The sequence below is a fragment of the Mesorhizobium sp. M1A.T.Ca.IN.004.03.1.1 genome, assembly GCF_003997555.1.
In the GTDB taxonomy this organism is placed as follows: Bacteria; Pseudomonadota; Alphaproteobacteria; order Rhizobiales; family Rhizobiaceae; genus Mesorhizobium.
The window spans coordinates 1-267 of sequence record NZ_RZTV01000413.1 but is presented as its reverse complement, the minus strand read 5'-3'; the positions used below and the strand labels follow the sequence as shown (position 1 = coordinate 267).

At 58.1% G+C, this 267-nt stretch carries 1 protein-coding gene; it reads left to right on the top strand.

Annotated elements, in window-relative coordinates:
- Positions 1-267: ABC transporter permease subunit (locus tag EOD29_RS32225; protein ID WP_164763965.1), on the top strand; the 267-nt coding region annotated here is incomplete at both ends.

The window sequence follows — 267 nt, the reverse complement described above, 5'->3', positions numbered from 1 at the left end:
ACGAAGTGGCGTTTCGCCGGCGCGAACGCGACATTCGGATTGTTGCTGTTCGGCTGCTTCCTGCCGTTCCAGGCCGTTATCTTGCCCATGGCGCAGCTGCTTGGTCGCCTCCACCTTTCCGGCACCATTCCGGGTCTCGTGCTGGTTCACACCGTATACGGCATAAGCTTCACGACCCTGTTCTTCCGGAACTATTTCATCACGATCCCGGACGAACTGACCCGCGCGGCTCAAATCGACGGAGCTGGGTTCTTTCGGATCTTCTTT